Origin of the sequence: Acinetobacter sp. YH12105 (assembly GCF_013419095.1) — a bacterium.
In the GTDB taxonomy this organism is placed as follows: domain Bacteria; phylum Pseudomonadota; class Gammaproteobacteria; order Pseudomonadales; family Moraxellaceae; genus Acinetobacter; species Acinetobacter pseudolwoffii.
In genome coordinates this window covers 104,021-128,416 of the sequence record NZ_VPAU01000002.1, presented here as the reverse complement: position 1 = coordinate 128,416, position 24,396 = coordinate 104,021, and the positions used below count along the sequence as shown (strand labels likewise).

At 45.5% G+C, this 24,396-nt stretch carries 23 protein-coding genes; 7 read left to right on the top strand and 16 right to left on the bottom strand.

Features of this window, described 5'->3' with window-relative positions:
• Positions 1-130: 130 nt before the first annotated feature.
• From FTU44_RS02580 to nirB, 12 genes are all read right to left on the bottom strand, one after another.
• Entirely contained in the window at positions 131-772 is a 642-nt protein-coding gene (locus tag FTU44_RS02580) for an ATP-binding cassette domain-containing protein (RefSeq protein ID WP_005096928.1), read from the bottom strand.
• Between the two features lies 1 nt (position 773).
• Entirely contained in the window at positions 774-1,457 is a 684-nt protein-coding gene (gene modB / locus FTU44_RS02575) for a molybdate ABC transporter permease subunit (protein ID WP_180049389.1), read from the bottom strand.
• Positions 1,458-1,463: 6 nt separating this feature from the next.
• Positions 1,464-2,228 (bottom strand): molybdate ABC transporter substrate-binding protein, encoded by a 765-nt coding sequence (gene modA / locus FTU44_RS02570; protein ID WP_005096930.1) that lies wholly within the window; start codon positions 2,226-2,228, stop codon positions 1,464-1,466.
• A gap of 47 nt (positions 2,229-2,275) precedes the next feature.
• The gene (locus tag FTU44_RS02565; protein WP_180049387.1) at positions 2,276-3,517 is read right to left on the bottom strand and encodes a molybdopterin molybdotransferase MoeA; all 1,242 of its coding nucleotides are present in this window, start codon (positions 3,515-3,517) and stop codon (positions 2,276-2,278) included.
• Entirely contained in the window at positions 3,514-4,437 is a 924-nt protein-coding gene (gene moaCB, locus FTU44_RS02560; RefSeq protein ID WP_180049385.1) for a bifunctional molybdenum cofactor biosynthesis protein MoaC/MoaB, read from the bottom strand. Before moaCB ends, FTU44_RS02565 begins: the two co-directional genes overlap by 4 nt.
• Before the next feature lie 70 nt (positions 4,438-4,507).
• Positions 4,508-5,050 (bottom strand): molybdenum cofactor biosynthesis protein MoaE, encoded by a 543-nt coding sequence (locus FTU44_RS02555; RefSeq protein ID WP_004646997.1) that lies wholly within the window; start codon positions 5,048-5,050, stop codon positions 4,508-4,510.
• Between the two features lies 1 nt (position 5,051).
• A complete protein-coding gene (locus FTU44_RS02550; protein WP_004280351.1) occupies positions 5,052-5,318 on the bottom strand; it encodes a MoaD/ThiS family protein in 267 nt (88 codons plus the stop codon).
• A gap of 2 nt (positions 5,319-5,320) precedes the next feature.
• Positions 5,321-6,346, bottom strand: coding sequence for a GTP 3',8-cyclase MoaA (gene moaA, locus FTU44_RS02545; protein WP_005096933.1), 1,026 nt, complete (start codon positions 6,344-6,346; stop codon positions 5,321-5,323).
• Between the two features lie 230 nt (positions 6,347-6,576).
• Entirely contained in the window at positions 6,577-7,203 is a 627-nt protein-coding gene (locus FTU44_RS02540; RefSeq protein ID WP_005096934.1) for an NTP transferase domain-containing protein, read from the bottom strand.
• On the bottom strand, positions 7,200-9,977 hold the full coding sequence (locus tag FTU44_RS02535) for a nitrate reductase (protein ID WP_180049383.1): 2,778 nt from the start codon (positions 9,975-9,977) through the stop codon (positions 7,200-7,202). Before FTU44_RS02535 ends, FTU44_RS02540 begins: the two co-directional genes overlap by 4 nt.
• A gap of 180 nt (positions 9,978-10,157) precedes the next feature.
• Positions 10,158-11,768, bottom strand: a complete 1,611-nt coding sequence (nirD, locus tag FTU44_RS02530) for a nitrite reductase small subunit NirD (RefSeq protein ID WP_180049381.1) — start codon at positions 11,766-11,768, stop codon at positions 10,158-10,160.
• Positions 11,769-11,792: 24 nt separating this feature from the next.
• Complete coding sequence (gene nirB / locus FTU44_RS02525) at positions 11,793-14,339, bottom strand: nitrite reductase large subunit NirB (RefSeq protein ID WP_218949959.1); 2,547 nt, start codon at positions 14,337-14,339, stop codon at positions 11,793-11,795.
• 503 nt (positions 14,340-14,842) lie between these two features.
• Between nirB and FTU44_RS02520 the strand changes: the two genes are divergently transcribed.
• From FTU44_RS02520 to FTU44_RS02490, 7 genes are all read left to right on the top strand, one after another.
• Positions 14,843-15,421, top strand: a complete 579-nt coding sequence (locus FTU44_RS02520) for an ANTAR domain-containing response regulator (protein ID WP_004280362.1) — start codon at positions 14,843-14,845, stop codon at positions 15,419-15,421.
• A gap of 10 nt (positions 15,422-15,431) precedes the next feature.
• Complete coding sequence (locus tag FTU44_RS02515) at positions 15,432-16,448, top strand: ABC transporter substrate-binding protein (RefSeq protein WP_180049379.1); 1,017 nt, start codon at positions 15,432-15,434, stop codon at positions 16,446-16,448.
• 245 nt (positions 16,449-16,693) lie between these two features.
• On the top strand, positions 16,694-17,638 hold the full coding sequence (locus FTU44_RS02510) for an ABC transporter permease (RefSeq protein WP_180049377.1): 945 nt from the start codon (positions 16,694-16,696) through the stop codon (positions 17,636-17,638).
• Entirely contained in the window at positions 17,638-18,519 is an 882-nt protein-coding gene (locus FTU44_RS02505; RefSeq protein WP_064096740.1) for an ABC transporter ATP-binding protein, read from the top strand. Before FTU44_RS02510 ends, FTU44_RS02505 begins: the two co-directional genes overlap by 1 nt.
• A gap of 77 nt (positions 18,520-18,596) precedes the next feature.
• Positions 18,597-19,604, top strand: coding sequence for an isopenicillin N synthase family oxygenase (locus tag FTU44_RS02500; protein WP_180049375.1), 1,008 nt, complete (start codon positions 18,597-18,599; stop codon positions 19,602-19,604).
• Positions 19,601-20,482, top strand: a complete 882-nt coding sequence (locus FTU44_RS02495) for a hypothetical protein (RefSeq protein ID WP_180049373.1) — start codon at positions 19,601-19,603, stop codon at positions 20,480-20,482. The genes FTU44_RS02500 and FTU44_RS02495 overlap by 4 nt, the downstream gene beginning before the upstream one ends.
• 8 nt (positions 20,483-20,490) lie before the next feature.
• Entirely contained in the window at positions 20,491-20,820 is a 330-nt protein-coding gene (locus tag FTU44_RS02490; RefSeq protein WP_114541230.1) for a multidrug efflux SMR transporter, read from the top strand.
• A gap of 87 nt (positions 20,821-20,907) precedes the next feature.
• Here the strand turns inward: FTU44_RS02490 and FTU44_RS02485 are convergent, their stop codons facing one another.
• Genes FTU44_RS02485 through FTU44_RS15145 form a run of 4 tightly spaced genes read right to left on the bottom strand, consistent with a single transcriptional unit; the run spans position 20,908 to position 24,317 of the window.
• Positions 20,908-21,930, bottom strand: a complete 1,023-nt coding sequence (locus FTU44_RS02485) for an ABC transporter substrate-binding protein (RefSeq protein WP_180049371.1) — start codon at positions 21,928-21,930, stop codon at positions 20,908-20,910.
• Entirely contained in the window at positions 21,927-23,735 is a 1,809-nt protein-coding gene (gene atzF, locus FTU44_RS02480; protein WP_180049369.1) for an allophanate hydrolase, read from the bottom strand. Before atzF ends, FTU44_RS02485 begins: the two co-directional genes overlap by 4 nt.
• A gap of 11 nt (positions 23,736-23,746) precedes the next feature.
• Positions 23,747-24,190, bottom strand: coding sequence for a transcriptional regulator (locus FTU44_RS02475; RefSeq protein ID WP_180049367.1), 444 nt, complete (start codon positions 24,188-24,190; stop codon positions 23,747-23,749).
• Complete coding sequence (locus FTU44_RS15145) at positions 24,183-24,317, bottom strand: hypothetical protein (protein WP_257220109.1); 135 nt, start codon at positions 24,315-24,317, stop codon at positions 24,183-24,185. The genes FTU44_RS02475 and FTU44_RS15145 overlap by 8 nt, the downstream gene beginning before the upstream one ends.
• Positions 24,318-24,396: the final 79 nt, after the last annotated feature.

Sequence of the window (24,396 nt, the reverse complement as noted above, 5' to 3'; positions counted from 1 at the left end):
GATTTTAACTTAGATGTTTCTTTTTTAAAAATAGAGAGAAAGATAGATATCTTCTGAGGCATTGTTAGAAAAACAGCGAGAGGATGACCTGCTCGGAGTCATTGCTGGTTTAAATCGGTGCAGGGCTGGATCAAATAATTTTTCCCTTTTCAAAATGCAGCAGTTGTGCCTGTAAATACGCCACTTCATCTACATGATGAGTCACATAAATCATGGGTAAATCTGTTTGATGAATCACAATTTTCAGAAAAGGTAAAATCTGGTTTTTCAGCTTTTGATCCAGTCCATTTAAAGGCTCATCCAAAAGTAATAGGTCGGGAGAAGATAAAAGTGCACGACCGATAGAAACGCGCTGTGCCTGTCCACCAGAAAGCTGATGCGCCCGATGCCGAAGTAGTGGCTTTAATTCGAGTAACTCCACAATGTCTTCAAACGTAAATTTCTGCTGACCTTTATTTTTTATATTTAGCTGTTCTGCATATTTCAAATTCTGCATGACATTCAGATGCGGAAACAGTAGGGCTTGCTGAAAAATCAGGGCAATTTTTCTTTGATGAACAGGAATATTCAGTTTCTGCTGATGATCAAATAATATTTTTTGCTGAAAATGAATAAAGCCTTGTGATGGTTTTAATAGCCCTGCAATATTTTTTAAAAAGGTGCTTTTCCCACTTCCTGAGGCTCCCACAATACCAATCAATTGTGTCTGCATATCCAGACTGGCCTGTAGCTGGAAATTTGCGTAATTAAACTGAAAATCACACTTCAGCATCTTAGCCCTCCAATTTACGTTGATACTTCTGCATGATCCAGTAATTTGCAATCAAGGCTGAAAAAGCCAGAATCAGAGATAAAATGACCAAACGCATAGCCATACTTTCTCCATCAGGCTGTTGTAACAGGCTATAAATGGCGATGGGAATGGTACGGGTTTCTTCTGGAATATTGCCAACAAAGGTAATCGTGGCACCAAATTCTCCCAGACTGCGGCTGAAACATAAAATGCTGCCGATTAAAATTCCAGGCAAAGCCAGAGGCAGGCTAATGCTACAGAATACCCGCCATGGTGTGGCGCCCAAAGATCCTGCCACCTGTTCTAACTGCCGGTTGATCATTTGAAAAGACAAGCGAATTGGTTGAACCATTAAAGGAAATGCCACAATCATTGCTGCCAGTACCGCACCTTTCCAGTTAAATATCAGCTGAATTCCCCATTTATGTAGATATTGCCCCAGCATACCCTGATGACCAAATAGCAGGAGCAGAAGATAGCCCAGTACTACCGGCGGTAGCACCATAGGCATCTGCAATATTGCCTCTACGAGAAATTTGGCCCTGAATTCATAACGCGCCAGTAACCATGCTACGGCGATAGCAAATGGCAGACACACCGCTGTGGCAAAGCCCGCTACTTTGGCTGAAAGCATCAAGGCACTCAGTTCTTCTGGTGTAAGCATGAGCAGTTAGCCTACCTTAAGCTTAAAACCATATTTCTGGAAAATCTGCCTGGCCCTTGGACTCGTCTGGATAAATTCAGAAAATTGGACTGCTGCCTGATTTTTCTGGCCCTGCCGGGTTAAAGCAATCGGATACACAATCGGACGATGTGTTCTGGCTGGAAACACCCCCGAAATTTTAACTTTTTTACTCATCAAGGCATCAGTTCTATACACAATACCGACCTGACATTCGCCACGTTCTACAAATGCGAGAGTTGAACGGACGCTATCCGTACCGACAATTCTGCCTCGAAGCTGATTCAACCAGCCCAGCCCGGTTAAGCTTTGTTTGGCATATTTTCCAGCAGGCACCGATTCCATTTGTCCGGTACATAAATAACCCTGAAAGGCTTTAGCAAAATTAAAGTCAGCTGACATTTTAAAATGATTTTTTTGCTGAATAGAACTAATCAATACGAGTTCATTCAAAAGCATAGGTCGAATCTGACCGATCTGAATTTTTTGTTTCTTGATCAGATCATTCATCCAGTCTAGGTCTGCAGAGAAAAATAGATCACTGCTCGCTCCCGCCGCAATTTGTTTCGCCAATACCGAAGACGCAGCAAAAACCGGAACGATCTGGATGTCCCGATGCTGTTGCTCATATAGTCTGGAAATATCAGTAATCGCATTGGTCAGGCTGGCTGCGGCATATATTTTAACTGTTTCGGCATACAGCATGGGGCTAGTCAACAGCACGCCAGTGAGTAGAACTTTGAATAAATCCATCTTTCTCATTCTATGTGATTCGAATATTGAGAATTGCGACAGGCATTTCAAATCAGTAAACCTTGTACCACATGCCCGGCTTGGATTTCTGTTGCTGCCGGAATACGTACCAGACAATTGGCCTGCATCAGATTACTCAACATATGCGACTGCTGTTTCGCCAGGCTTTTGAGCTTTAAAGTACCCTGATCAAATTCTGCAGCCATTCTTAAAAAACGTTCACGTGCATCCGCTTTCAAATCATGTGTCATTACCGCACTAAGCCATGCAGGTGACTGCTTTTGCCCTTGTAAGGCATTCAGTAAAGTTGCCGTATAGATTTGCATCCCGACATACACAGCAGCCGGATTTCCCGGCAAACCCAAGAGATAACAGTAACCTTGATCATCTCGACGATACTTGGCAAATAACATCGGTTTTCCGGGCTTCTGCTTCACTTTCCAGAAAATCTGCTCAAAACCCTGCTCCAGGGCAACAGGACGAATGAAATCATAATCACCCACCGAAACCCCGCCTGTGGTCAATATGAAGTCGTATTGGTTTTTAAGACGATGTATTAACGTTTGCAGCTCATACTCATTATCTGAAACATGCAGAATATCTACGTTTTGACCCTGTGATTGAAACCAAGCCTGAATCAGTGGAGCATTGGCGTCAAAGATTTTTCCGGAATTCAGGTCTTCAATGCTGGAAGCGACTTCATCTCCAGTAATCACAACAGCAATTTTAGGATAACGATAGACTGAAACCTGCTTTACGCCTGCCATGCTCAAAGCTGCAATTGCACCTACATGCAGTTTTTGACCTGCATCTGCCAGACGCTGCCCTTGTGCGATTTCCTCGCCTGCATCACGTATATCCGTATGAGGCTTTAGGTCTGTTGTAATAATGATTTGATTGGCATGGCATTTGACAATTTCCTGACGGGCGACCGTTGTAGTTCCTGCTGGAATCCTGGCACCGGTAAAAATCCGGACCGCCTGACCTGGCCGCAGTTCAATTTCAGTACTTTGCCCTGCCCGAATCTCTCCAATGAGTTCAAAAGTGCTGTGAGCACTAACATTTTCTGGACTGCAAAGCGCATAGCCATCTACAGCACTTTGTGAAAACAGCGGCAATGGAATAGCCGAATCAATCGCTTTTGCCAGATAGCGATTCAGAGTCTGAACAAGCGGCAGGCTTTCAATTGCCAAGACATTCGTCTGCTCAAGTATCATCTGTAGTGCCTGATCAACAGAAATCAGTCCCGGCTCAGCACCGCAGGCTGAATGCGATATTGCCTGATTCATTGATAGCCTCCCGAATGTGGAATATTTTTTTGCACATCAAATAAGTGCACCAACGCTGGAAGCACCGCGATCAGGGATTCTTTCGCACCCTGCCGACTTCCCGGCAGGGTCATCACCAGACTGTTCTCAATATAGCCAGCCACGCCACGACTTAATGCCGCATAAGGTGTACGTTTCTGCCCAAAACTACGTGAAGCTTCCATCAAGCCTGGAATTTCCCGTTGCAGCAAAGGTTGCAGAGTCTCAACTGTCAGGTCTTTAGGACCCAATCCAGTACCGCCCACAGTTAGAATCAGCGGATACTGATTTTTCTGCTGTTCAATCAGGGTCAATAGCTGTTCTGGGCTATCGGGAATGACCTGATAATTAATAGCGTCAAAATTAGCCTCTTGCAAAATTTCCAGTACGTTTTGTCCGGCAGTGTCCGGCTTTTTACCTGCTGCAACCGTATCGGACAGTACAATAACTGAAGCGGACAGACTCTCTTTAAGTACGCGGGTAAAATGTGATTTTCCGCCTTTTTTCTGCTGCAACCTGCATTGATCCAGCGACAAATCTTCCGGTTCACAATGCGGCTTCAGCATGTCATACAAGGTCAGACCTGCCAGACTGACCGCTGTCAAAGCTTCCATTTCCACACCAGTTGGTCCAATGGTTTCAACAGTAGCAATAATTTCGACATGTGCATCACACAGTTCATATTCCACATCGGCACGATAAATCGGTAATGGATGGCACAATGGAATCAGCTCATCGGTCCGTTTGGCACCTAGAATGCCGGCAATGCGTGCTGTTTTCAGGGCATCACCTTTTTCAGTATTGCCATTACGTAGCAGCTCAATGCAATGTGGCGGTGCATGCAGGATTCCAGTGGCAATTGCTGTACGGTAACTTTCTGCTTTCATCCCTACATTTTTCATGATTCATCCCAGGCTAATTTTTAAAATCTGTTTTAAAGTGATTCATCTTATGCATCCTCATTGGACGCATTTAATTAGATGGTGATTGGCAAGCGTGTTCTGCTACATGGTGATGGTGACAATGCGCTTCTTCTGCATGATGAGAGTGATTAGTTTCAGGTCCATGATCTTTTCGAATACAACAGCCTTCCACATACTGGCTGCTACCATCCAGATAAAACTCTTCTTTCCAGACCGGAACCTCATGCTTCACCCGTTCCACAGCTTCCTCACAGGCAGCGAAGGCCTCACGACGATGGGCCGCATAAGCCATAGCAATAATGGCTGTTTCCCCAACCTCCAGCTCACCAATACGGTGCACTACCCGTACATAAGACACCTGGTATTTGATCTGGATCTGCTGTTCAATTTCACGAATCATTTTTTCAGCCACAGGCGCATAGGCGGTATATTTCAGGGCACGCACAGCTTTCCCCTGATGATGGTTACGTACTGTTCCGACAAAGATGCCGATTCCACCACATTCCGGAAAATGCTGGATACCATCAAAATCCTCCAGACTAAAAGCAGTCTGCTGGATTCGGGCAAATTGTTTTAGTGACTTGAGTTGCATCTCAGCCTCCTGCTACCGGCGATAACAGCACCAGCGTACTGTCACGATTTAAAACATTCTGTCTGGAAATAATGTCTTCACCGATTGCACAGGCACAACGTTCCAGCATGGGCTGTATATCGGGATAGAGGGATAGCAACTGGTTCAGGACTTCAGAAACATGAATTTCAGACTCGCATTGCAAATTTAAATCTGCGGGAATTTGTCGTTCAATCGCACCGAAGGCTTCTATTTTGATATGAATTAATTTTTGCTGAGTGAGTGACATATTTACCCTCCAATGCTGTGCATGCTGATTTTTCGGATCGGCTTTTGTATTGGTGATTGCTGGATCGCATGGAAGCCGGCCTCTTTATGCCAGATATAAGCGTGGAGCTTGTGCTGAAATGTCTGTGTGGCGAAATGATCCAGCGCCAGTTGTTCGATATCTGCCTTAAGGTTCAGGCCTTGTCTGGCAAATAAACAGTTATAAAATTCACCTTGGGCATTGAGGCGCAGACGGTCACAATCACTGCAAAATGAATGGGTAATGGTGGAAATAATCCCCAAAGGCTGCCCATTGACCAAATAGCCACGGGCTGGATTGGCGCCTTGTCCTTGAGATACCTGGACATCAAATTCAGTTTTCAGTTGATCCAGGATATCCTGCTCACTGATGACATCAGACGGATTCCATTTCTGATCGCCATCGAGGGGCATAAACTCAATAAAACGCAGTTCTATAGCCTGATGCTGTGCCCATTTCACCAAAGGAATAATCTGATTGTCATTGATGCCTTTGATGAGCACACTATTGATCTTGACGGTCAAACCTGCCTGCTGTGCGGCAGAAATACCTTGAAGTACAGGCTGTAACTGTTTTTGGGTCAGTTGCTGAAACTGCTTTGGATCAAGACTGTCTAGACTGATATTCAGATCGTCCAGTCCTGCCTGTTTAAGCGCTTGAGCATAATCTTTTAAATAATGGCCATTACTGGTCATGGAAATACGTTTCAGGCCAATTGCTTTCAATGTCTGTAAGCAGGCAATAAAATGAACAATACCCTGACGCATCAACGGTTCGCCCCCCGTCACGCGGATCTGCTCAATCCCGTGTCGCACCATAAACTCGCAAAAAGCATACAGGGCTTCAAAACTGAGCAATTCTTTTTTATTTATCCATTGCGGATGTTCAGGCATGCAATAGCTGCATTTAAAATTACAGCGGTCAGTCACCGAGATCCGCAACTTACGTTTCTGGCGTCCAAACTGATCCTGAAAGATACTGCGAGGTGCTAAAGCTGTCATGCTGTTCATTGCTGCGGTCCATGATGAGATCTGCACGGTTATTTAACAGTCTTGAGTTACTGCCCTATTTCTTCACAATGAATGAGCAAAAAGTGTTCCAACTTTGCACAAATTTATGTTTAATGAATATTAATGGGTAATATTTGTTCTTTTTTAGTCCAAAAGTTCGCTCGAAAAATAAAAAAAGCAATATTTTGGTGAACCAGGATATGATAATTCGACTTTTAGCATTTTAAACGCTAGAGAAAGTTAAGCTGTTGATGCTGCTGTAGCTCGTCAAATGAATTAATACTGTGAAAAAACAGGGCACGATTTTTAAAGCTTGCCCGCTGCATGTGCATGTCAACAAAACAGAGTTTTAAACTGTGCTGATCATTTTCAAGATGTTGTATAAGAGTGGGTAAGCTGCTGTGTTTCATCAGACAGAATGGAAACAATGCCTTTTCATTGATTTCAACTACCGCCACTTCACATAAGGGATGTCGTTGCAAGGCCTGATGTAAACGTGAAATGACCTTTTTGGGGATATAGGTCACATCACAAGGCACGAACAGCACATAATCAGATTCCACATGTGACCAGGCACTCTTCATGCCCATCAATGGTCCCTGAAAGCCGGGTTCATCGTCCTGATAAAAATCAATCGAAGGAATCATCCGTTTATAAATAGAGTGATCCCGATGGCTATTGACCCAGACTTTGCTTGCCCGGGACTTCAGTTGCTGATGGATTTTAATCAGCTGGATTTCATCATCAAATTTGTGCAGCAATTTATTGATGCCATTCATGCGCCGCGCTAAACCTCCGGCCAGAATCACCACGTCGGTTTCCGGATAAGACACCGTCTTCATCACTCTTCTTTTCATTCTATGCACTCCGTCTGGCAGGCCTTAATCAGGCCTCTAATTTCTGGCAAACACGAACCGCAATTTCCTCCGGCTTTTAGACATGCAGTCACCTGTTTTTCATGCGTGATATTTTTATCTTTAATGGTTTGAATAATTCGGTTCTTGCCGACCTTAAAACAGCTACAGACCAATGCTCCTTCACTATTTCCCATCGACATGGCCTGACCTGCCAGCAATGCTTTACGATGTAATGCACTCAGACGTTCACGTCTAAACAGGCCAGCCACCCAGTCACGATCTGGCAATAATGCCGCCGGTGCGATATAAAAACTGGCAATTAACTGGCCATCCTGAAGAACCACACTATGACTGATATGCGCCGTTTGATCTTCGAGATTCAGCCATTCAAAGCTTTCATCATTAAAGTCTAAGAGACTCTTGATCTGCCCGGTGATGTCAGAAAACCTGCGCCGGTCTGCCAGTTCATAACGGATGGCCTGAGTGGTTTGAATTTTGCTCCACCACACCGTATTTTTAATCATGGTCTGGATCTGTTGTTTAAAGCCTTCCTGTACATACAGCACGCCCTGCCACTGAGTATAAAATGGCTGGATCATCACCGGAGTATGCTTAAACTCTGGCTCGCCGGAAATCGGGTCAACCACCGGATTCACCACTTTGCCAATCCGCGCATCGGACGCAAACTGGTCGTTCCAGTGAATCGGTGCAAAAATCTGGCCACGTCGCATATTTTGTGAAAATTGCACACGGAGTACACAACTTCCCCAAGCGGATTTCACCTCGACCAGCTCGCCATCTTTCAGGCCATATTTCAGCCCGTCTTGCGGATGCAACTCACAATAAGGCTCGGCACGATGCTGGGATAAACTGGCAGATAATCCGGTACGGCTCATGGTGTGCCATTGATCGCGGATCCGTCCGGTATTTAGGATCAGCGGATATTCAGTAGAAATAGCATGTACCGGATCGGCTGCAACTGTTGGCACCAATCTGGCTTTGCCATCTGCATGGCTAAACTGGCCTTGGCTAAATAGTTGACCAACCTGATGAACTTCTTGCTTATCCCAGACTGGCCACTGGATCGGTGCCAGATTATGATATTCTGCAAAACTGAGATGAGTTAAACCTTGCAGGTTGAAATAGCGGAAATTTGGCGTATCTGCGCGTTGCGAAAGTGAACCATTCTGATAGGCAGATAAACGGGCATGTTCCAGAAAAATGTCATGGCTATTGTTAAAGTCAAAACCGCGAAAACCTAAGACCTGAGCCACCCGGGAAATGGCCCACCAGTCTGCTTTGGCTTCACCCGGAGCCGGCAAAAAGGCCTTTTGCCGTGAAATACGGCGCTCCGAATTGGTGACTGTGCCATCTTTTTCGCCCCAACCCAGTGCCGGTAACAGTACATCGGCATATTGCGTGGTATCAGTGTCGAGACAAATATCAGAAACCACTACAAATTCACACTTTTCCAGAGCGCGTTTAACCTGATCTGCATTGGGCAAACTCACGATCGGATTGGTGGCCATAATCCAGATGGCCTTGATTTTTCCGCTTTCCACCGCTTGAAATAAATCTACTGCTTTTAATCCGGGCTGCCGCGCGATGACCGGGCTTTGCCAGAAGTCCTGCACCAGTTGCTGATGCTGCGGGTTCTCCAAATCTAGATGGCTGGCCAGCATATTGGCCAGCCCACCGACTTCCCGTCCGCCCATCGCATTCGGTTGTCCAGTCATGGAAAAAGGTACCGCACCGGGTTTGCCTATTTTCCCTGTCAATAAATGACAGTTGATAATGCTATTGGCCTTGTCTACTCCTTGAGAGGATTGGTTTACACCCATGGAAAACAGGCTCATGATTTTTTCGGTCTGGGCAAATTTCTGAAAAAATAAGGTTAATTTTTCAATAGCAATACCAGTACGCTTTGCCACGCTTTCAAGTGATGACTCTGTCGAGCTGCTGGCAAGTGCCTGCTCCAGACCTTGGGTATGTTGTGTAACAAAATCCAGATCAGTATAGCCATTTTGCTGAAGATACTGTAACAGGCCATTAAACAGCGCGACATCCTGACCTGGTAAAATAGGTAAGTGTAAATCTGCCGCTTCACAGGTTGCAGTAAAGCGTGGATCAATCACTACCACAAATAAATCCCGCTCTTCCTTGGCTTTCATGATGCGCTGATAAAGCACCGGATGGCACCAGGCGGTATTGGAACCGACCAGAACCACCATTTCTGTCTGCTCAAAATCTGTATAGCTGGCCGGCACCAGATCTTCGCCAAAAGCCCGCTTATGTGCAGCCACAGCAGATGACATGCACAGTCTTGAATTGGTATCAATATTGGCAGTACCAAGATAGCCCTTTAAAAACTTGTTCACCACATAATAGTCTTCAGTCAAAAGCTGGCCGGAGACATAAAAGGCGATGCTGTCGCGTCCATACTGATCAATACATTGCTGAAATTTATTGGCAATACTAGAAATGGCATGATCCCAAGTGCTTATTTGCCGCTGTTCTTTTCGACCTGTCATCGGATGCAGAAGCCGGCTTTTTAAGCCAAGTGTATCGGCAAGATGACTGCCTTTAATACACAACTTGCCCAAGTTCGCAGGATGCTGAACATCGCCTTCAATCTGAACCTTTTCACCCATCGGGGTTTGGCTTACGTGCGCGATGACACCACAGCCTACTCCACAATAAGGACAGGTCGTCTGAGTGGTTTTTATTTGGGATTCAGTAGAGCTATGTAGTTCCATAACCGGAATACTATTCATTGCTGCTGCGCTCCTTAATCATCCAAATTCACTTGTTTCACCAAAACGCTGATATCTAGCTTTTACAGGTTTGATTTAAATTTTTTCTATGTCTCAAAAGCTTTAATCCTCCCCAACCCTCCTTTAATAAAGGAGAGAGGTTCCCCTCTTGTTTTAAGAGGGGTTGGGAGATTGATCCGATTACCCTGCCTTTTTTAATGCAAAATCCCGACCAAAAAGCAGTTTGCTGCGGATATTACTAATTGGTGTCTGGTCTGCAATCAGTTCTGCATACCAAGCCCCATCTTCGGTATCGCCAAATAGCACAGCACCAATGACCTTGTCCTGTTGAATGATGATCCGTTTATAAATCTGACGCTTCTCATCATTCAGCACGATATCTTCGAAATCATTAGTCGGTTCAAAATTACCTGCCGAGAATACGTCACATCCACTGACCTTCAGTTGGGTCGGAACAGTCGGTGCCTTAAAGGTCAGTCGGCCATGTTCAGCCAGATGCGTCGCACAGATAAAGGCCTGTCCCCATAATGGCTCAACCAATCCAAAGGTCTGGCCACGATGCTCAATACATTCACCTACCGCATAAATACTTGGGTCATAAGTCTGCATGGTGTCATTCACCAGCACCCCACGATTGCAGCGCAAGCCAGCCTGTTCAGCCAAAGTTTTATTTGGTCGGATTCCAACTGCAAAGACCACGAGCTCAGCATCCAGCACCGTCCCGTCTTTTAAGCGCAGTTGATTCACGTGGCCATCACTACCGAGTAGTTCTTCGGTGTTGGCTTCGGTGATGATCCGGATACCTTTATCTTCAATTGATTTTTTCAGCATTTGACTGGCTTTCATATCCAGCTGACGATCCATAATACGATCCATCAGGTGCAGCACAGTCACATTCATCCCCTGCTGCTTCAGTCCATAAGCTGCTTCTAGACCCAGCAACCCACCTCCAATCACGACGGCGTTTTGCCTGGTTTTGCAGTAATCCAGCATGCGGTTAACATCCTGAATATCCCGGAAGCTAATTACGCCTTCAAGTTCAGCACCCGGAATTGGCGGTACGAAAGGTTTGGAACCGGTCGCGAGGATCAGACGATCATAAGCAACTATCTCACCTTTTTCGGTATGAACCTGCTTACGTGAACGGTCGATAGCGATAGCAGCATCTCCAGCAATAAATCGAATGCCTTTTTCGGCATACCAGTCAGCTGAATGCAGCATAATTTCGGCAAAGCTTTTCTCACCAGACAATACCGGTGACAACATGATCCGGTTGTAATTTCCCCATGGCTCTTCCCCAATCACGGTAATGTCATAACGATCTGGTGCCATATCCAGCAAGTCTTCCAGACAGCGCATACCCGCCAGCCCATTCCCGACCAATACCAATTTTAAGCACTCTGTGTTTTGACCATTACTGGAAATATAAGTCTTTTGCGGAGTCGGACTCACCAGAACTTTGCCATTTTCAATTCGGGTTGGAAATACCAGTAATTTCTGGTTTTGTTCTTCCAGACAACGGCCGGTCACCAGACTGAAATGCTGCTTGTAAATTGGGGATGCGACTACACGCTCACCTTGCAGATCACCCAGAATGCCACGTGCCATGACATTGGCCAGACTAAACGGATCCTGATTGCTGAGTGCATAAACCCGCTGTTCCTGACCCACGCGAAAAATTGCAATCTGCTGATCTTCAATCAAGGCTGCAACACCGGTATTCGGGATGATCTCATCCAGATGACAGACTTCGTACCAGTTCAGTTCGTTCATGTCTTTTAAAATTGTCATTTTCATTCTCCCTGACTGTGGTATTTAGGCTTCAACCACTGGAATACGGTTTAAATCACGTTCAGCTTTTGTCTTTGGACGAATCTGGCCACGTACAGGCGCAAACTGAATATGCGGGTCATTCTGCTCGGCTACTTTGGCATTAATAAAAGTCTTAAAGCGTTTGCGCACTTCAGGATCTTCAATCGCAGTGCGCCATTCATCCTGATAAGTGCCAATCACATGCTGCATACGGCTTTCCAGTTCAGCGGCAATGCCGAGCGAATCATGCACAATGACATCTTTCAGATAGTCCAGCCCACCTTCCATATTGTCACGCCACACACTGGTGCGCTGCAGACGGTCTGCTGTCTGGATATAGAACATAAAGAAGCGGTCGATATATTTGATGAGTGTGGGAGTATCCAGATCCGAGGCGAGCAGTTCAGCATGGCGCGGTTTCATGCCGCCATTTCCGCATACATATAGATTCCAGCCTTTTTCCGTGGCAATGACACCGACATCCTTGCTCTGTGCTTCTGCACATTCACGGGTACAGCCGGATACTGCCATTTTGGTTTTATGGGGTGAACGCAGGCCTTTATAACGATTTTCCAGGAAAATCGCCAAGCCGACAGAATCATCGACTCCAAAACGGCACCAGGTACTACCCACGCAAGATTTCACCGTACGTAAGGATTTGCCGTAGGCATGTCCGGACTCGAAACCGGCATTGATCAGTTTCTCCCAGATTTCAGGCAGTTGATGTACCTGTGCACCAAACATGTCAATTCGTTGTCCGCCCGTGATTTTGGTATATAGACCATAAGCTTTGGCGATCTGACCGATGGTAATCAGGCCATCCGGAGTAATCTCGCCGCCTGCCACACGTGGCACAATCGAATAGGAACCATCTTTCTGGATATTGCCGAGGTAGTAGTCGTTACTATCCTGCAAACCGGCATGACTTGGTTTCAGAACAAAATCATTCCAGCAGGATGCCAGAATATTGGCTACAGTCGGTTTGCAGATATCACAGCCCATGCCGTGCCCATGTTGCTGAATCAGGTCAGAGAAAGTCTTGATTTCATGCACGCGTACCAGGTGATACAGTTCCTGACGCGAATAGGCAAAATGTTCGCACAGGTGATTGTTCACCGTGACACCCTGACGTTGTAATTCAGATTTGAGAACCTGCGTTACCAGTGGCGCACAGCCACCGCACGCCGTTGCAGCCTGGGTGCATTTTTTCAGTGCACCCAATGAAGTTGCACCGCCATCAATGGCTGAACAGATATCAGCTTTGGAAACGTTATTACAGGAACAGATGGTCGCACTGTCAGGCAATAAATCGATGCCACTGCCACCTGATTTGGAGGTTGACTGATCAAAGCCCGGCATGATCAGGCTTTCCGGTTGCTCCGGTACAGCCAGACCATTTAGCATCATTTGCAGGAGATCACTATATTCTTTGGCACAGCCCACCAGCACCGCGCCCAGCAGCCTGGTCTTATCTGCTGACACCACGATTTTTTTATAAACCTGCGCGGCTTCATCAGCATAGAAATAGCTCAAAGCACCTGGGGACATGGCATGTGCATCACCAATAGAAGCAACATCCACGCCCATCAGTTTGAGCTTGGTACTCATGTCCGCACCAGCGAATGCATGACTTTCTTGGCCTAGGACATGTTTTGCTGCAATACGTGCCATGTCATAGCCCGGTGCGACCAGACCATAAATTTTATTGTCCCAGAGTGCACATTCACCAATCGCATAAATGTCCGGATGTGAAGTCTGGCAATAATCATTGATAATGATACCGCCACGTTCACCCAGCAACAGACCGCTCTGGCGCGCCAGTTCATCACGTGGACGAATCCCTGCCGAGAACAGAATGATATCGGTTTCCAGTTCAGCACCATCACCGAACTTCATGACATGGTTGGCATTGGCACCATCTTCAATAGACGATGTTGCTTTTTGGGTATGTACTTTCACGCCCAGATCTTCGATTTTGGAACGCAGTACACGACCACCCAGATCATCAATCTGAACTGCCATCAGACGCGGTGCAAATTCCACCACATGGGTTTCCAGATTCAGATCTCGCAAGGCTTTTGCGGCTTCCAGTCCAAGCAGACCACCGCCAATCACTACGCCTGTTTTTGCATTCAGGCTGGTCGCACGAATGGCATCCAGGTCTTCAATGGTGCGGTAAACAAAACAGTTCTGACGGTCATTGCCCGGAATCGGTGGGACAAAAGCATAAGAACCGGTAGCGAGAATCAGCTTGTCAAAACTCAGTACATCGCCGTGGTTGGTTGTGACCGTTTTATTCAGCTGATCCAGCTCAATTGCGCGGGTATTCAGACGTAGGTCAATGCCATAAGCATCGGCAAAATCACTACGACAGAGACTGAGGTCTTTGACCGTCTTGCCGCTAAAGTATTCGGTTAAATGTACCCGGTCATAAGCCAAATGCGGCTCTTCAGCCAAAATGGTCAATTCGACGTCATCACCGGCCTGTTCAAGTACAGATTCGATGAATTTATGCCCCACCATGCCATGCCCAATCATGAGAATTTTCATATCTGCACTCCAACTATCGTTTTTTTAAAGATGATAAAAAGCCACATATCACGTCTAGGCATTGATATGTCCGCTGATTGAATATGTTGTAAATACCGCAACTCAGCACTTTGTAATGCTGGATGAAGGGTTGAAACGCTTGTGCGTTTTGTATTGCTGAACAACTGACCATGTCATTTATCCTGTGCTGAACGAAATACCAATCACATTTTTTAAGAATGCAATTACGATCAGAACGGACATCGTTGGCCGTTGTTAGTATTGAAAGTCATCTTTGACGATTTAGTAAATGCAGAAATCGTGCCAACTTTTCCATTAAGAAAACGCCTTATTTCAGGCAGATGATCTACCTAAATGCTTCATTTTGATGAGCTATCAGCTGAAATCCCTAAAGCTGTGCACTAAATTGAACAGAAAAATAGAATTTTATGCACCAATTTAATGGCATGTTTTTTGCATTGATCCTGCTTGAATATTCCTTAGGCCTTACTTGAAAATATTCCATGTCCAAATTACGAATTGCTCTTATTGATGATGATCTGGAGCGCGCCCAATTCATCCAAGAATCCTTACTTTCACATGATTTTCAGGTGGTGGCCTGTTTAATCCTGAATGACCTGAATATGGTGCATGTCAAAGGCATTCATGCAGATGTGATCCTGCTGAATATGGATCATCCGCATCGGGATATTATTGAAAGCTGTGTCAGCCAATATGAACTTCCTACCGTGCTGTTTACCCAGAACTCCAATAAAGACACCATCAAAAGTGCGATTGATGCCGGAATCACGGCTTATATTGTCGATGGTATTGATCCCACCAAATTAGAAAGCATTCTGGAAATTTCAATTGAACAGTTTCGCAAGCATAAAAAGCTGCTGAATGATTTAAAAGAAACCCAGGACAAACTGATTGACCGTAAAGATATCGATAAAGCCAAAGCCCTGCTCATCCAGCTGCATGCCTTAACGGAAGAACAAGCCTTTGCTTTATTGCGTAAAAATGCCATGAGTCACCGGATTACCATTGGTGAAATGGCCAGACGCTTACTGGATGCACAGAAGCTGTTACTGGGCCAATAAGGAAAAGCATATGTCCACATTAGAAAAAACTGAACTCAATATTGGCTATATTCCTTTACTTGATTGTGTTGCCATTCTCTGGGCTGAAAAACAGGGGTATTTTGCCGAGCAAGGATTAACCATCAATTTAATCCGCGAAGCCTCATGGTCAAGTTTGCGTGACCGTCTGGCCTATGGCTTTCTGGATGCTGCACATTGCCTGTCTGCCATGTTGCCCGCTGCTGCCCTGGGCACAGACCAGTTACAGGTGGCTTTACAAACCCCTCTAGTACTGAGTGTGAATCAGGCTTTTATTAGTCTGCGCCAAGATCTGTGTTATGAACTCGGCATCCAGCCTGAGGATGATGAACAGATTACCTCAAAGAAACTTGTACTGGCTTTACAACAGAATCATTCCATCAATCTGGCCTATGTTTATAAATATTCGATTCACCATTACTGTTTAAAAGAATGGCTGGCACTGACTGATCCACAACTGGCCAAGAATATCCAGCTGATGACCTCTCCACCGCCTTCTATGGTAAAAGGAATCGCAGAACAGGTATTTGATGGGTTTTGCGTGGGAGAACCCTGGAATATTCAGGCCAAACTTGAAGGTTATAGCTTTATCGTCGCTGCGAGCCAGAATGTCATTCCAAAAGTTGCCGATAAAGTTTTGGCCATGACCCAAGAATGGGCAGAACAGCATCCATTTACTGTAGAGGCAGTGGTCAAGGCAGTACAAAAAGCGCAGAATGATTTAAAGCAGCGCAGTGATTTATCAGAAGTATGGGACATGCTGGTGGACTATCAGATTATTCAGTTTGAATGTTCCGCCCAGCGGCATGTTTATGACTTTCACAAGATCAAGAATATTATCCGGAATTTTGTTGGGGAAAGTGCCGAACCGAAAGTCGATGATTTTATCTGGCTCCTACAGCAGATGCAGAAATGGGAAAATCTTGATCTATCAGAAGATGATCAGCTACAGATTGCGCAGCAGTGCATCTATAGCTTGCAAAACCAGCATGCAGACATTATTGGCTAAATGATGTTACTGAAAAAAAAGGCCTGATTTTTCGGGTCTTTTTTATTGAGTCTATTTTCCAGAAAATGATTAAAAATCTCTGTATTCTGATCTAACTTCTTAAATATGATTAAGAGTTATCTGCTAATTTTTTCTATAAAAATAAGCCCTTTTTAAAGTCATTTCAGGATTTGGGATGAAATGGCATCCATTTTGCTTAGTCAGTATTACGTTTTATAAAATTTGTAATATTGAGGGGCAACACTATGAGTTACGTTGCACGTGAACTCAGTCAAAGAAATAAATTGCTGTTTGGCTTGGGGTCTTTTTTAATACCAATTCTAATTTGGTGTGCAGTCAGTTATTTGCCATTTATCTGGCATCCACAAGTCCAGATTACTGATTCCGGTAGTGTTGCCTATTTACAGGTCGAGAGTCGTATTGATAAAGACCAGTTTTTTTCTGCTGCGCAGTCTGCAGTAGATCAAGGTCTAGCTCCGCCGCAGGGTATTCTGGTCAACCCGATTTATCTGCCTGCACCGCATCAAGTGGCAATTGCACTGATCACAGCTTTTACCACGGAGCCGGCTCAGGCCAATGCGCCCTGGTTTCATGAAAGCCTGTGGCACAGTATCAAACTGGTATTTACTGCGTTCTTTATTTCTTCCTTGGTTGGTATTCCACTCGGTATTTTATGCGGGTTTTCAAATAAAATTTCCCAGATGATCGAACCCTTTGTCGAATTCTTCCGCTATTTACCTGCTCCGGCCTTTGGTGCACTGGCAGTGGCAATTCTCGGAATTAATGATGCACCTAAAATAGCCATTATTGTGATTGGAACCCTGTTCCAGCAAATCCTGATCATTGCCAATACCACACGTCTGGTGGATCGCAGCCTGATTGAAGCCGGTTTTACTCTGGGCACCAATAAACTGAAAAGCTTGTTGCATGTGGTGATTCCAGCGGCCCTGCCTGAAATTTACCGCAATCTGCGTGTGCTGCTGGGTTGGGCATGGACTTACCTGATCGTAGCAGAACTGATCGGCAGTACCTCCGGGATTACCTGGTTCATTACCCAGCAAGCCCGCTATCAAAACTTTGATAATGTCTTTGCCGCGATCCTGATTATCGGTGTGATTGGCCTGCTTTGTGATGTGATTTTAATGAAACTGGGACAACGCTTATTTAAATGGAAACCGGGAGCCAACTGATGCAAAACACTGAATTTAATACCCGCGAATACTTTGACAAGATTTATAGCCGTCCGGTGATTCTGGAAGCGAAGCAATTGACGCAAAAATTCAGTCATGGCAAAACCGAGCGTACGGTTTTAAATGCACTAAATTTGAAAATTCATAAGCGGGAGTTCATCTGTGTGATTGGGCCTTCCGGTTGCGGCAAGTCAACCTTTAGCCGTGTAGTCGCCGGTCTGGATCCTTATAGCAGTGGTGAGATTCTGGTGGATGGCCAGCCGATTACCGGCCCAAGTCCAGAGCGTGGCATGGTGTTCCAGGGCTATACCCTGTTTCCATGGAAAACCGTCAAGGAAAATGTCATGTTTGGCCCGCGCATGAAAGGCCAAAGTAGTGCAGCTGCCGAAGCGCAGGCACGTGAATGGATCAATATCATTGGTCTGGAAAAGTATGAAAACCAGTATCCGCATGAGCTGTCTGGCGGGATGAAACAGCGTGTCGCGATTGCCCGGGCTTTGGTCAATGAACCGAAGATCCTGTTGATGGATGAACCCTTTGGAGCACTCGATCCGCATACCCGGCAAAAAATGCAGCGTCATCTGATGGATCTTTGGCAAAATATCGACATCACCATCATTTTTGTGACTCACGATATGGATGAAGCCATTTTACTGGCCGACCGTATTGTGGCGCTGAAAGCCAATCCGGGTGAAATCAAGGAAATTATCGAAGTTGATCTACCTCGTCCACGCCATCCAGACGTCATGCTTAGTCCTGAATTTAAACAGTTAAGACAACGTGTCGATTATCTGGTGCATGCTGAAGAAGATGAACTGGATCCGGCACTAGCAGAACTGCCGGTCATTCCGCGTATGACCAAGGTCAGCAGCAATAAATAATCTTATCCAAAATGCCTTTGGGACGACCCGAAGGTTTTAATCGCTGTGTTGGACGACCAACATTAGAGGTGATTATCATGCAAGCGCAATATGTACTCCCACTGGTTGATATTTCAAAATTACAAAGTCCGGATTTAGCCGATCGTATTGAAGTTGCTCATGCTCTGGATCAAGCCTGTAAAGAAGTCGGATTTCTTTATCTGCAAGGTAGCCAGTTTAATTCTGATTACGCCAAAGCCCTGATTGAAATGGCCCAGTCCTATTTTTCTCAGGATCTGGACACCAAAATGCAGCACTATATTGGCAAATCAAAAAACCATAGTGGCTATGTGCCGATTGGCGAAGAACAGTTTGCCGGCAACAGTTATGATTTAAAAGAAGCCTATGATGTCAATTATGATTATCAGGGGGTAAGAAAAGACTGTCCTTTACTTGGGCCCACCTTATGGCCAGACCATCCGGATTTCAAGTCTATTGTCAGCCAATACTATAGTCATCTGCGTGAGATCAGCCGGCAGATTTTTTCTGCCTTTGCACTGGCGTTGGGCGTTCGTGAGGACTTTTTTGAAAGCAAAATTACTGATGCACCAAGTCAGCTACGCTTGATTCATTATCCCTATAATCCGGAAGTGCAAGATGCCGAAGGCATTGGCGCACATACCGATTACGAATGCTTTACCTTGCTGTTACCCACCGCACCCGGCTTACAGGTTTTGAATAAAGCCGGCGAATGGATCGACATTCCACTGATTGAAAATACACTGGTGATGAATATCGGTGACATGATGGAAATTCTGTCAAATGGTAAATATCTCGCCACCAAGCACCGCGTGAAAAAAGTCTCTGAAGAACGTTATTCATTCCCTCTGTTTTGCGCCTGCAATTATGACACCGTGATTGAACCGGTTATTCACACTGAAAATTCCAAATATTCTGCCCTGATCGGGGGTGAGCATCTGTTTAATCAGACCGCCCAGACCTTTCAATATTTAAAACAGCGCATTGCTAGCGGTGAACTGATCTTAAAAAATGCTGTACCACTTTCCTCTTTTGGACTTGAAGAACAGGCGGAGACAGCATCATGAATCTGTTTGAAGTGATTAAGACTTTAAAGCCCACTATCCCTCAGCCAGAGATTATTCCAGAATTTTTATACGGTGCTTTCCGGCGTAAAAGTATCAGTTTTTATAATGGCCTAACCGATGAAAACACCATTGTGTACTGGTTTCAGTCGCGCAGTTTCACCATTGATCTTCGTCTAAAAAGCCAGACGGGAACTGCTGTTCAGGAACGCCAAGGCTGGATTGGCAATACGCTTTGGGATAACGCCAGCCAGCTCTTGTCTTGGGAAGTGAAAGACTACGCCAATTACCAGAATCATGTGCAGTGGCCGGAACCAGCCAAGCTACATGCGATTGGCAACTGCATTCTGGAGTTTTCTCCAAGTAATGTCTATGTCGAAGACTGGCGCCAGCAGGTACAGCATGGTTTATTTTTAGGCTTGCGCCTTCAGTCTGCACTTGATGTTCAATCTGGTCAGACACTGGAAATGGATGGTGGCCTGATTATTTGTGCTGATCATATTGCCTATGCCCTGACGCGTTTGCCTGAAGTGCAAAGTGCAGTAGCTCAAATAGATTTGAAAGCAGTCGATCCGACCGTGTTTGCCTTGGTGGAAAGTTTTGAAGTTTCTATCGGGACTGATGGTCAAGCTAAAACTTACAGCACCCGCACAAGCGAAACAGGCAAAGCCTTTAAGCTGGAAAATTTTGAAGTTCTCAATGAAACCCGTCTGGTTCAGCATGTCATTTTAGATGGTCGCGACATTGACCTGATTTTTGAGCTGGATATATACCAGCCGGATTACCAATTTCAATATGTAACCCCCACGACTACACAAGCTGAAAGCTGGCTGAAGTCAGAACAGGATCACCTGATGCAGCATGCAGAACGGGTGTTATAGGGAGAAATATGTCTTTTTTATATCTTTCGATTGCCATTATTGCAGAAGTCATTGCAACTTCTGCATTGAAAGCCTCCAATGGTTTTAGCGTGCTCTGGCCTTCACTTGCCACCATTGCCGGTTATGCCGTTGCCCTGTTTTTCCTGTCACTGACCATGAAAACCATTCCGATGGGCATTGCCTATGCAATCTGGTCTGGTGCCGGCATTATCCTGATTTCAACGGTTGGCCTCTTGGTGTTTAAACAGCAACTGGATCTTCCCGCACTGATCGGTCTGGCATTTATGATTATTGGCATTATTTTTATTAATGTTTTTTCCAAAAGTACGGAGCTTTAGCTTTTAATAATGAGCTGAATATAAAAAATCCCCAATCTGGGGATTTTTTATTGGTCTAGATTACATTCTAGAATGAGTATAGGTGCACTATTTGAGTTCTTGTACCAGAGTTGGAACAATCACGCCATCCACATTCATTTCTGTTGTATAAATGCCGTTGGCTACATTGAACTTATTCACATGGTAACTGGAACCATAGATCGAATCGAAGCCATCACCTTTGGTAAAGACTTTCTTGTTGGCGGCCAGATCCAGTAAATGCGTGCCATCAATGAACTGCATATAGGTCTTCGCATCGACACCGACACGTTTGGACATGATCTGTGCAGCATCTTCACGAGTCGCCGGGTCATTGATATATTTGACGGTTTTATCCCAAATCTGAATCACCTTTTTCCATTGCTCTTTATTGGCTTCCAGATGGGCGGGATTCACCGTCAAGGTATCGTAGATTAATCCTGGCTTGTCTTTAGAGGTGAAAATAATCTTGGAACCGGCCACCGCAGATAAAGCCTGATTCGCCACCGGCTGCCATACTGCAATCGCATCAATATCAGGAGTTGCAAATACCTGTGGCAATTCATTGGTCATGGTATTGACCAATTTAACTTCATTCAGTTTAACCTTGGCATCATCCAGTGCAGTGGACAGTAACAAGTGATCGACCAGGCCTTTTTCAGTTGCAACCGTTTTACCACGCAGATCCTGAATCGAATTAATGCCATTCTTGGCAATAATTACGTCATTTCCAGCTGAATAATCAGTCGCCATGATCATTACACCCTTGGTACCGCCAGAGCCAGTGACCAGATTATCACCATTAGTGACCAGTACGGCGTCCAGCTGATTCGCTGCGAATGCAGAGAGTGAAGCAGAATAGTCAAACCATTTAAAATCGGCATTAACTCCGGCATCTTCCAGCCAGCCTTTTTCAATCGCCACCTGCCAGGCCACAAATCCCGGCCAGTCACTATAACCAATCCGGATGGGCTGAGTATTTACACTCCCTTCTGCCTTGGCATTTGGTTCAGGTACTTTAGCGGTATTGTCACAACCGCTAAAAAGGATTGCAGACAGTACGGAAACGGACATCAGTGCTTTTTTGATCATTTTGCGACTTCCCCTATGCATTCACATTTAAATTTGGTATTTGAAAGTTGTTTAGATTTCATAAATTCGCGCCAGCCACCGAAATGACTGATATCTGTTGCATCTTCAAGTGCATAGCCTTCACAGATAAAGCCTTTCACCCAAGTACCATCAATCAGCTGGACATTGCCGATCCCCAAAGGCGCCGGAACTTCTGCAACAATGTCTCCGAACAGTGCACGCGGAATGTCCCAGACCTCTACTTCAATTGAAAAACCTTTCGCGCTGTATTGCAGGCCGGGTTTTGGCGGTGTGGTATTTTTTAATGCATACAGTTTGTAATGCGAAGCAGTCCGGGTCTGCTTGATCAGGGTGCCACCGCGTGTGGTCAGCTGAAAATTCAGCGGCATTCCGCTTAGATGTGCACCGACGACAGCCAGTTTGACGCTGTGACCCGATGAGATTTCAGTTGTTTTTTCATATGGGCGTTCAGAGGTGCCTAGCTTCAACTGGCTTGCCTGCTGCCATTTTTGCCCGAATTTGGCCAGTGCTTCATCCATCCAGGCTGGTGCAATAAAGGTCACGCCCGTTGGCAAACCATCGGCACGAATGCTATTGGGTAGCGCCAAAGCCGAAAGATCGGCAAAATTGACAAAATTGGTATAAGCGCCCATGTGACTGTTTTTTACCAGAGGGTCCGCTTCTACTTCTGCAATGCGATAAATGGTAGGTGCGGTAGGCACCATCAATGCATCATAATCCGTCAAGGTATTTTGAATGATACGGCTCAGGCGGGCGCGTTCATATTCATCCTGCATGGCATCGACTGCACTGAACCGGTCTGCCTGCGCAATAATCTGGCCAATGACCGGATGGGTCTGCTCGCGTTGCAACATTTTTTCAACGGCACTGGTGCGTTCAGCCACCCAAGAGCGGTTATACAAGGCCGCTGCCAGTTGCTGAAATGGAGCAAAATCAATCGGCTCAACTGTATAACCCAAGCTTTGTGCACGTGCGATCGCCAGCTGGAATGCTTTTTCAGTTTCGGCATCGCCATAAAATTCCAGTGTATCCGGAATGGCAATTTTCCCTTTTGAAAATTGGCTCGGTACATTTTGAGGATGTACTCGGGAATAATCATCACTGGCATCATAGCCCTGCATGACTTGCGCCACCTGCCAGGCATCATCCACCGTTAAGGCAAAAATCGAAATCACATCGATGGTACGGCAAGCCGGAATCAGGCCTGTAGTTGAAAACCAGCCTTTGGTCGGTTTGAGTCCGACCATATTATTGTGCCCTGCTGGTACACGTCCTGAACCTGCAGTATCTGTACCTAGTGAAAATGGTACTAATCCATTGGCTACCACCACGCTGGAACCTGAGCTCGAACCGCCACTGATATATTCAGGATTAAAGCTGTTCTTCACCGCGCCGTATGGAGAGCGAACACCGACCAGACCTGTCGCAAACTGATCCAGATTGGTTTTACCCACGACGATTGCACCGGCAGCTTTTAATTTGGCTACTGCGGTTGCATCGGAAGTCGCCAGATAAGCTGCTTCTTTACACGCTGCTGTGGTATAGAACCCTGCAACATCAATATTGTCCTTGACTGCAAATGGCACCCCATAAAGTGGCAAGCTTGCACTATCTACACCAGGCAATGCATCAATTTGTGCCTGTAATTGGGCTGCCGTCGCAATTGAAATCCAGGCATGATCATCATTATTCAACCCGGCAACATACTCAATCAGGTCACTAAGCTGGATATTGTTATTCTGGTAGGCGTGTTGCCAGTCCTGTACAGTCCATAAGTTGTGCACAGCTGTTCTCCTTAAGTGTGTTCGGTATTTTGTGGAATGGGCGGCATGACGGCATCCATCAGTTCGAGATGCCCTTTAATCACGCCTTTCAATGCAATAAATTGTTCGCTAATTTCTTTCAGATCACTGCTCGCGCCCTGCATCAGCATGACTTGTAGAATTTTTTTATCATCCAGCTGGATATGAAGCGAATTGATCACTTGTGCCAGATACTGCTGCTGCAGATCGACCAGCTGACTGCGCAGCGGCTTCAAACTGACGTCATAGAGCAAGGTAAGTGTACCGACCATGACTTCATCGCGAATCACCAGATCATCAATCAGGTGGCGGTTAATCATGTCGACAATGGCCTGCGAGCGGCTTTCATAGTGTTGCTCGACAATTTTTTGATCCATCGCATGCAGCGTGGTTTCTGGCACGGTAATACTGATCCGTGCCAATTTTTGTTTAGGCACGATGTTGATCCTTGGGTTGTTGGTATTGTGAAGACTGTTTAATGTGAAAGCCTGCGCGTACGCTGAGCAGCTCAACCAAAAAGTGAAGCCATGGATGCATTTTTTTATTTGATGTCGGATTGTTCATGTGCATCTCCTGTGGATATTACAAAACCAAAATTTCGTATTACTTAGGAAAATGCAGAAAGCGTGCCAATTTTTAGTTA

Coding starts and splice junctions, on each gene's coding strand:
- FTU44_RS02550 (WP_004280351.1), bottom strand. CDS start 5,318: ATGTCACTCACTCAGCAAAAATTAATTCATATCAAAATAGAAGCCTTC.
- moaA (WP_005096933.1), bottom strand. CDS start 6,346: ATGAACAGCATGACAGCTTTAGCACCTCGCAGTATCTTTCAGGATCAG.
- FTU44_RS02510 (WP_180049377.1), top strand. CDS start 16,694: ATGAGTTACGTTGCACGTGAACTCAGTCAAAGAAATAAATTGCTGTTT.
- FTU44_RS02540 (WP_005096934.1), bottom strand. CDS start 7,203: ATGAAAAGAAGAGTGATGAAGACGGTGTCTTATCCGGAAACCGACGTG.
- FTU44_RS15145 (WP_257220109.1), bottom strand. CDS start 24,317: ATGAACAATCCGACATCAAATAAAAAAATGCATCCATGGCTTCACTTT.
- FTU44_RS02495 (WP_180049373.1), top strand. CDS start 19,601: ATGAATCTGTTTGAAGTGATTAAGACTTTAAAGCCCACTATCCCTCAG.
- nirD (WP_180049381.1), bottom strand. CDS start 11,768: ATGACAATTTTAAAAGACATGAACGAACTGAACTGGTACGAAGTCTGT.
- nirB (WP_218949959.1), bottom strand. CDS start 14,339: ATGAAAATTCTCATGATTGGGCATGGCATGGTGGGGCATAAATTCATC.
- moaCB (WP_180049385.1), bottom strand. CDS start 4,437: ATGAAAAATGTAGGGATGAAAGCAGAAAGTTACCGTACAGCAATTGCC.
- modA (WP_005096930.1), bottom strand. CDS start 2,228: ATGGATTTATTCAAAGTTCTACTCACTGGCGTGCTGTTGACTAGCCCC.
- modB (WP_180049389.1), bottom strand. CDS start 1,457: ATGCTTACACCAGAAGAACTGAGTGCCTTGATGCTTTCAGCCAAAGTA.
- FTU44_RS02565 (WP_180049387.1), bottom strand. CDS start 3,517: ATGAATCAGGCAATATCGCATTCAGCCTGCGGTGCTGAGCCGGGACTG.
- FTU44_RS02505 (WP_064096740.1), top strand. CDS start 17,638: ATGCAAAACACTGAATTTAATACCCGCGAATACTTTGACAAGATTTAT.
- FTU44_RS02535 (WP_180049383.1), bottom strand. CDS start 9,977: ATGAATAGTATTCCGGTTATGGAACTACATAGCTCTACTGAATCCCAA.
- FTU44_RS02500 (WP_180049375.1), top strand. CDS start 18,597: ATGCAAGCGCAATATGTACTCCCACTGGTTGATATTTCAAAATTACAA.
- FTU44_RS02515 (WP_180049379.1), top strand. CDS start 15,432: ATGTCCACATTAGAAAAAACTGAACTCAATATTGGCTATATTCCTTTA.
- FTU44_RS02580 (WP_005096928.1), bottom strand. CDS start 772: ATGCTGAAGTGTGATTTTCAGTTTAATTACGCAAATTTCCAGCTACAG.
- FTU44_RS02520 (WP_004280362.1), top strand. CDS start 14,843: ATGTCCAAATTACGAATTGCTCTTATTGATGATGATCTGGAGCGCGCC.
- FTU44_RS02485 (WP_180049371.1), bottom strand. CDS start 21,930: ATGATCAAAAAAGCACTGATGTCCGTTTCCGTACTGTCTGCAATCCTT.
- FTU44_RS02490 (WP_114541230.1), top strand. CDS start 20,491: ATGTCTTTTTTATATCTTTCGATTGCCATTATTGCAGAAGTCATTGCA.
- FTU44_RS02555 (WP_004646997.1), bottom strand. CDS start 5,050: ATGCAACTCAAGTCACTAAAACAATTTGCCCGAATCCAGCAGACTGCT.